Raw genomic sequence first — 5881 nt, 5'->3', positions numbered from 1 at the left:
GATACAACAAAACGTCACGCACAGGCGCGCGAGATGTTGGACTTGGTCGATCTCACTGCGCTCGCAGATCGCTTGCCCGATCAGCTGTCTGGTGGGCAGCAGCAGCGCGTTGCGCTTGCGCGTGCCTTGATCACGCGACCGCAGATTTTGCTTTTGGATGAACCGTTGTCTGCCCTTGACCCCTTTTTGCGCATTCGCATGCGCGGAGAGCTTCGCAAATTGCAAAAAGAACTCGGGATCAGCTTTATCCACGTCACCCATGGCCAAGACGAAGCGCTGGCCTTGGCTGACGACATTATTGTCATGAACAACGCTGTGATTGAACAAGCCGGACCTGCTCGGGAGGTGTTTAACGCGCCGAAAACCCAGTTCGTGGCTCAATTCATGGGGGGGCATAATGTGATTGCCCTGCCCACTGGGCATTTTGCCATCAGAACGGACGCGGTGTCACTTACAGAGCCCTCAAAGGGCGCGATCGAGGGGCTTGTGACGGCCGTTGAATACCAGGGCACCCATGTGTCTGTATCCGCGCGCATTGCAGGTGAGCAGGACGTTCTCGCCCTCATCCCTGACAGCACTTTCTTTACCAACCCGCACCACCCCGGTGACCAAATCGGTCTGCACTGGGACGCCAACGATCAACATAAACTGACCGCATGAACTGCGGCGCATCCAACTGACTGACAAGGAGACGACCAAATGACGAAATTCACCAATCGAAATGGCCTCAGCCGCCGTACACTGCTGAAGGGCGCTGCCTCAACGGCTGTCGCTGCTGGCTCGACCACGCTCGGCGCGCCAATGCTTTGGGCGCAAAACATCAAGGACGTAACGCTTCGCCAGTTCGGCACAGGGGTTTCGAACCTGAATGATGTGGCGACTAAAGTGAAAGAGGACCTTGGCTTTACGCTGGAAATGACAGCGCTGGACACGGATAGCGTGACGCAGCGCGCTGCCACGCAGCCGAACAGCTTTGACATTGCCGACATCGAATACTTCATCTGTAAAAAGGTTTGGGCCGCGGGCAATTTGCAAGCGATGGACACATCCAAGATCGACAACTACGACAAAATTGCCGGCACGTTCCGCAGCGGGCTTTTGACACCGACAAGCACCATCGCGCAGGGTACAGCGCCGCATACGGTTGGCTTTACCTCTGGCGTAAATGGCACCGATTTTGTTCAGGAAGAATCCGGTTGGATGACTCTGATTCCAACAATCTATAACGCCGATACACTGGGCATTCGCCCTGACTTGATCGGTCGTCCGATTTCCAACTGGTCCGAGCTGTTGAACCCAGAGTTCAAAGGCAAGGCGTCGATCCTCGATATCTCTTCTATCGGTATCATGGACATGGCGATGGTCGTGGAATCCATGGGAGAATATACGTACCCAGACAAAGGCAACATGACCAAAGAAGAAATCGATCTGACGATTGGCATCTTCACTGAGGCGAAGAAAAACGGCCAATTCCGTGCCTTCTGGAAGTCGTTTGATGAAAGCGTCAACCTGATGGCCTCTGGTGAAGTCGTGATCCAATCCATGTGGTCACCAGCGATCACCGCCGTCAAATCCCAAGGCATTCCATGTGTCTATCAACCGCTTGAAGAGGGCTATCGCTCTTGGGGCGGTGGTCTCGGTATCTCGGCTGCGCTGTCTGGTCTCGAACTGGATGCAGCTTATGAATACATCAACTGGTATCTCTCCGGTTGGGTCGGTGGTTACCTGATGCGTCAGGGCTATTATTCAGCGGTCCCAGAAACGTCCAAGGCGTTCATGTCTGACGACGAATGGGGCTTCTGGTACGAAGGTAAAGCCGCAGAGGGTGATATCCTGTCACCAACAGGCGACAAGTTGGCCGGCGCGGGCGAAGTGCGCGATGGCGGTGCCTTCCTTGATCGTATGGGGTCTGTTGTGTGCTGGAACTCTGTCATGGACGAGAACCAATACATGGTCCGCAAGTGGAACGAATTCATCGCAGCCTAAACCACGCAAAGGGTGCGCCATCAGGCGCACCCACCTTTCATCCCAGAAGAAGATCCTATGAACAAATTACGTGAAAACACGGCCCTTAAAGGCTGGTTGATGGTGTCACCGCTTGCCGCCGTTTTGTTCTTTTTTCTGGTTCTTCCGATCATTTTGATCGTGATCGTCAGTTTCTGGCGCGCCACTGAATTTTCCATTATTCCCGCGTTCGAGTTTGACAACTACGCCTTCCTTTTTGGGTCCCCTGTGACCTACACCGTCTTTTTCAACACCTTCAAATACGCCTTGATCACATGGGCCTGCACATTGCTGATCGGCTTCACGGTCGCCTATTATCTGGCGTTTCATATTCGCAGCCTAACTTGGCAGATTGCCCTATTCTTGCTGTGCACGATCCCGTTCTGGACCAGCAACATCATCCGGATGATTTCCTGGATTCCCTTCCTCGGGCGCAATGGCATCGCCAATTCAGCGCTTTTGTCTTGGGGCGTGATTGACGAGCCGCTTGAATGGCTGCTGTTCAGCGATTTCGCGGTCATTCTGGCCTTTGTGCATCTTTACACGCTGTTCATGGTTGTGCCGATTTTCAACACGATGATGCGGATCGACAAATCCCTGATCGAGGCCGCGCGGGATGCAGGTGCCAATGGTGCACAGATTTTGTGGAATGTGATTATTCCGCTCACCAAACCCGGCATCATGATTGGGACGATCTTTGTGGTCACTCTGGTCATGGGCGATTTTATCACCGTGCGTTTCATGTCGGGGTCGCAATCTGCGAATGTGGGTCGCCTCATCTCAAACGATATTGCGCTGCTTCAATACCCTTCGGCATCGGCAACCGCGATTGTCTTGCTGGTGACGGTTTTGATCACCATCGGCATTCTGTTGCGCTTTGTCGATATTCGTAAGGAGCTGTGACAGATGGAACCGCGCCCTCGTTCATTCTATGTCCTCACCGCTTTTTTCACGGTGTTCATCCTGTTCCTATATGGACCGACGATCACAATCGGCATTCTGTCGTTTCAAGGCGAAGGTGGCGGTCTGACCTTCCCCATGCGCGGCGTGTCGCTGCATTGGTTCTATGATCTGTTTGAGCAACAGGCCGTCGGCGATATCTGGGGCAGCTTTAGACGGAGTTTCCTGCTTGGGCTGATGGTAATGATCGTCACGGTCGTTGTGTCCGTGATGGGCGGCTTGGCGTTTCGCAGCAAATTCCCCGGCTCCAACATCCTGTTTTATCTGATCATCACGTCATTGGTGATCCCATCGATTTTAATCTCCCTTGGCGTTGGCCTGCTCTTTTCCCAATCCGGTCTGGAGGTGCATTGGTCAACATCGGGCTTTGGCGCTCAGCTGACTTGGACGTTGCCCTTTGGTTTGTTAATCATGTTCGCCGTCTTCAACCGTTTTGACAAAAGCTACGAAGAAGCGGCCCGAGATCTCGGCGCAAGCCCATGGCAAACCCTGCGCCATGTGGTTTTGCCTATCATCGCACCATCCTTGATTGGCGTGGCTTTGTTCGGCTTTACCCTCAGTTATGATGAATTTGCGCGCACCTTGCTTACATCGGGCAGCTACAACACGCTGCCGCTAGAAATCTTTGGGATGACCACGAATGTGACGTCACCTGTTCTCTATGCGCTTGGCACGCTGACCACGGTCTTCTCACTGGTGATTATCGGTGTATTCCTGTGCGTTGCCTTGATCATGAACCGTCGAAAGAGCCGTCAGGCCTCTGACGCGGGAAAGGGGGATTTATGATCGTTATCATTAACCCCAACAGCACCGTTTCTATGACGGATGCCATGATTGATACCGCCAAACGCGCAGCGCCCGATAGCAACGTTGTCGGTTGGACCTCCACAGATGGCCCGCCCGCGATTCAAGGCGCGGCGGATGGTGAAGCTGCAGTGCCACCGTTGTTGAAGTTGGTGCAAAAGGCCAACACGGTAGGCGCACAGGCGATCATCATTGGCTGCTTTGATGACACCGGCCTAGACGCGGCGCGCGCGCTTTCGCGGTGTCCCGTCATCGGTATTGGCCAAGCGGCTTATCATATGGCAGCGCTTTACGGCGCGCGGTTTTCTGTTGTGACGACCCTAGAAGTCTCTGTGCCTGTGCTGGCTGAAAATGTTGCGGCCTATGGGCTGGAGAAAAACCTCGTTCGGATCAGAGCGAGCGGTGTGCCGGTGCTCGATCTGGAGAATGATCGCGTCAACGCCACGCGGCGGGTCAAATCAGAGATTGAAACTGCCCTGCGTGAAGATGACGTCCAAAGCGTGGTGCTCGGCTGCGCGGGCATGGTGCACATTGTTCAGGATGGCGCGGATATTGAGGCGAAACTCATCGACGGTGTTCAAGCTGCTGTAAATTTTGCGAAAATGTTCTGAGTTAGCGTGCCGAATATTGCAGGCTAGCTCGATACCGCCCTGCCCCAAAACTCTACAGCGCTTTTGAATTCGATCTCATGAAAGCGCATGGCCTCTGGGCCGTTGACGTCCCCATCAAAGCGCCCGATCCGCTGGGCACATTCAAAGAACCCCAATCGCGGCACTCCCCCCGCCGCCTTGCTGACGACAAGCGCGGCGATCATCGGAAGGCCTGCCTTGGCATCCTCTTGCATCAGATGTTCAAGCGCCGCAGCCAGCTGTTGGATCGTATGCGGCGGCGACAATTCTAGCTCTTGGGTAAGCGCCTGATAGGTCACCGGTTGCCCCAAACGCGCGTAATCGCGCAAGCGTTGTCTTGCGCGATGTGCGAGTGTCTGAACCGCATTTTCAGATGTCATGAGCTCTCTCAGCCAATGGGACGGTGGGTGCGTTGCAACGCCAGACTATGCCGGAATGAGCTTCACGCTCAACGGTTTGCCGCCCTCGATAATGGCCAACAAATGATCGATGTTCGGATGCGCGCCCGGGCGTGCCTTGGCATCTATAGTATGTTCAGCGAACACAGCCAACCCATGGGTTGCGGCCTTGGCATCAATGACGCCAAACTCCTGAAACAGATACTGATACACCACGAGTGACCCCTGTTTGCCCGGTTGGTTTTCAATCGACGCAACGGGATTTCCGTCAGGGTCCGAAAGCTCGATCCTTGCGAGCGTTTCAATGGAGGGCAAAAGGCTCAAGTTGTCTTTGAAGGTCTCTGTGGGTTGGATCATGGTAAAATCCTCAAATGTGATCGCGTTTGCCGAAGGAGCTAGCAGCTTTTTCAAGCTGCTGCCATCGCATGTTTTGCGTCCCGTCGCCTGCACATGCGGCAATGGGGCTGTTCGACTTTGCCAACGCTTTCAGCTATCGAGAAAGCATGCCTGCTGTGAGCGATCATACCCCCTATTCATACCGTGAAGATGCTGCTGTTCCTGACTTTACAGCAGGTGACGCTGTTTGCGTCATGGATGCGAAATGTTCCCTCTGCGCGCGCGGTGCCAGATGGATCGCGCGGCAAGATAAACGCCAAGAGTTCGCCATCATCCCCATGCAAAGCGACGTGGGCGCCGCCCTGCTGGTCCATTACGGCATGTCCCCGAGCGATCCCACTTCATGGCTTTATCTTGAAAACGGCTTTGCGTTTTCATCCCTAGATGCAGTCGTTCGCACAGGCCAACGTTTAGGTGGTATCTGGCGCGCACTTGCCGTGTTTAACCTACTGCCACGGCGCGCGCAGGACGCGATGTATCAAATCATAGCCCGAAATCGTTACAGGTTCTTCGGGGAGGCTGATATCTGCGCCTTGCCTGATCCTGACGTTCAGAAAAGGCTCTTGAAATGAAGGATGATGGTACGCCAATTGCAATGCGCATCACCTATTCTGCCCCGAGCCCTTCAGATCCGCTCTATCGTCAAGTGCTCGGCGCTGATTTTGATAGGCTTCCCAAACAGGTACAAGC

Annotated in this window: 8 protein-coding genes; 6 read left to right on the top strand and 2 right to left on the bottom strand. The window is 54.3% G+C overall.

Features of this window, described 5'->3' with window-relative positions:
- The 5 genes from ABJQ89_RS09500 to ABJQ89_RS09480 all read left to right on the top strand — a co-directional run.
- A partial coding sequence (locus tag ABJQ89_RS09500; protein WP_348496010.1) for an ABC transporter ATP-binding protein occupies nt 1–660 on the top strand: 660 nt, incomplete at its 5' end.
- A 39-nt stretch (nt 661–699) separates the two neighbouring features.
- Complete coding sequence (locus ABJQ89_RS09495; RefSeq protein WP_348496009.1) at nt 700–1986, top strand: extracellular solute-binding protein; 1287 nt, start codon at nt 700–702, stop codon at nt 1984–1986.
- A gap of 57 nt (nt 1987–2043) precedes the next feature.
- Complete coding sequence (locus ABJQ89_RS09490) at nt 2044–2907, top strand: ABC transporter permease (RefSeq protein WP_348496008.1); 864 nt, start codon at nt 2044–2046, stop codon at nt 2905–2907.
- Nucleotides 2908–2910: 3 nt separating this feature from the next.
- Nucleotides 2911–3750 carry an ABC transporter permease gene (locus ABJQ89_RS09485; protein ID WP_348496007.1) on the top strand — a complete coding sequence of 280 codons (840 nt, stop codon included), beginning with the start codon at nt 2911–2913 and terminating at the stop codon, nt 3748–3750.
- Entirely contained in the window at nt 3747–4379 is a 633-nt protein-coding gene (locus ABJQ89_RS09480) for an aspartate/glutamate racemase family protein (protein WP_348496006.1), read from the top strand. The genes ABJQ89_RS09485 and ABJQ89_RS09480 overlap by 4 nt, the downstream gene beginning before the upstream one ends.
- A 23-nt stretch (nt 4380–4402) precedes the next feature.
- Here the strand turns inward: ABJQ89_RS09480 and ABJQ89_RS09475 are convergent, their stop codons facing one another.
- Both ABJQ89_RS09475 and ABJQ89_RS09470 read right to left on the bottom strand, forming a co-directional pair.
- Complete coding sequence (locus tag ABJQ89_RS09475; protein ID WP_348496005.1) at nt 4403–4777, bottom strand: hypothetical protein; 375 nt, start codon at nt 4775–4777, stop codon at nt 4403–4405.
- 45 nt (nt 4778–4822) lie between these two features.
- Nucleotides 4823–5152 carry a DUF2322 family protein gene (locus ABJQ89_RS09470; RefSeq protein ID WP_348496004.1) on the bottom strand — a complete coding sequence of 110 codons (330 nt, stop codon included), beginning with the start codon at nt 5150–5152 and terminating at the stop codon, nt 4823–4825.
- 68 nt (nt 5153–5220) lie between these two features.
- Here ABJQ89_RS09470 and ABJQ89_RS09465 point away from each other — a divergent pair, with 68 nt between their 5' ends.
- Entirely contained in the window at nt 5221–5763 is a 543-nt protein-coding gene (locus ABJQ89_RS09465; RefSeq protein ID WP_348496003.1) for a DCC1-like thiol-disulfide oxidoreductase family protein, read from the top strand.
- The last annotated feature ends 118 nt before the right edge of the window (nt 5764–5881 follow it).

The organism is Planktotalea sp., from assembly GCF_039984035.1.
GTDB lineage: Bacteria > Pseudomonadota > Alphaproteobacteria > Rhodobacterales > Rhodobacteraceae > Planktotalea.
Note: the sequence above shows the minus strand (reverse complement) of the source record. Positions and strands in the feature narration are given on the sequence as shown.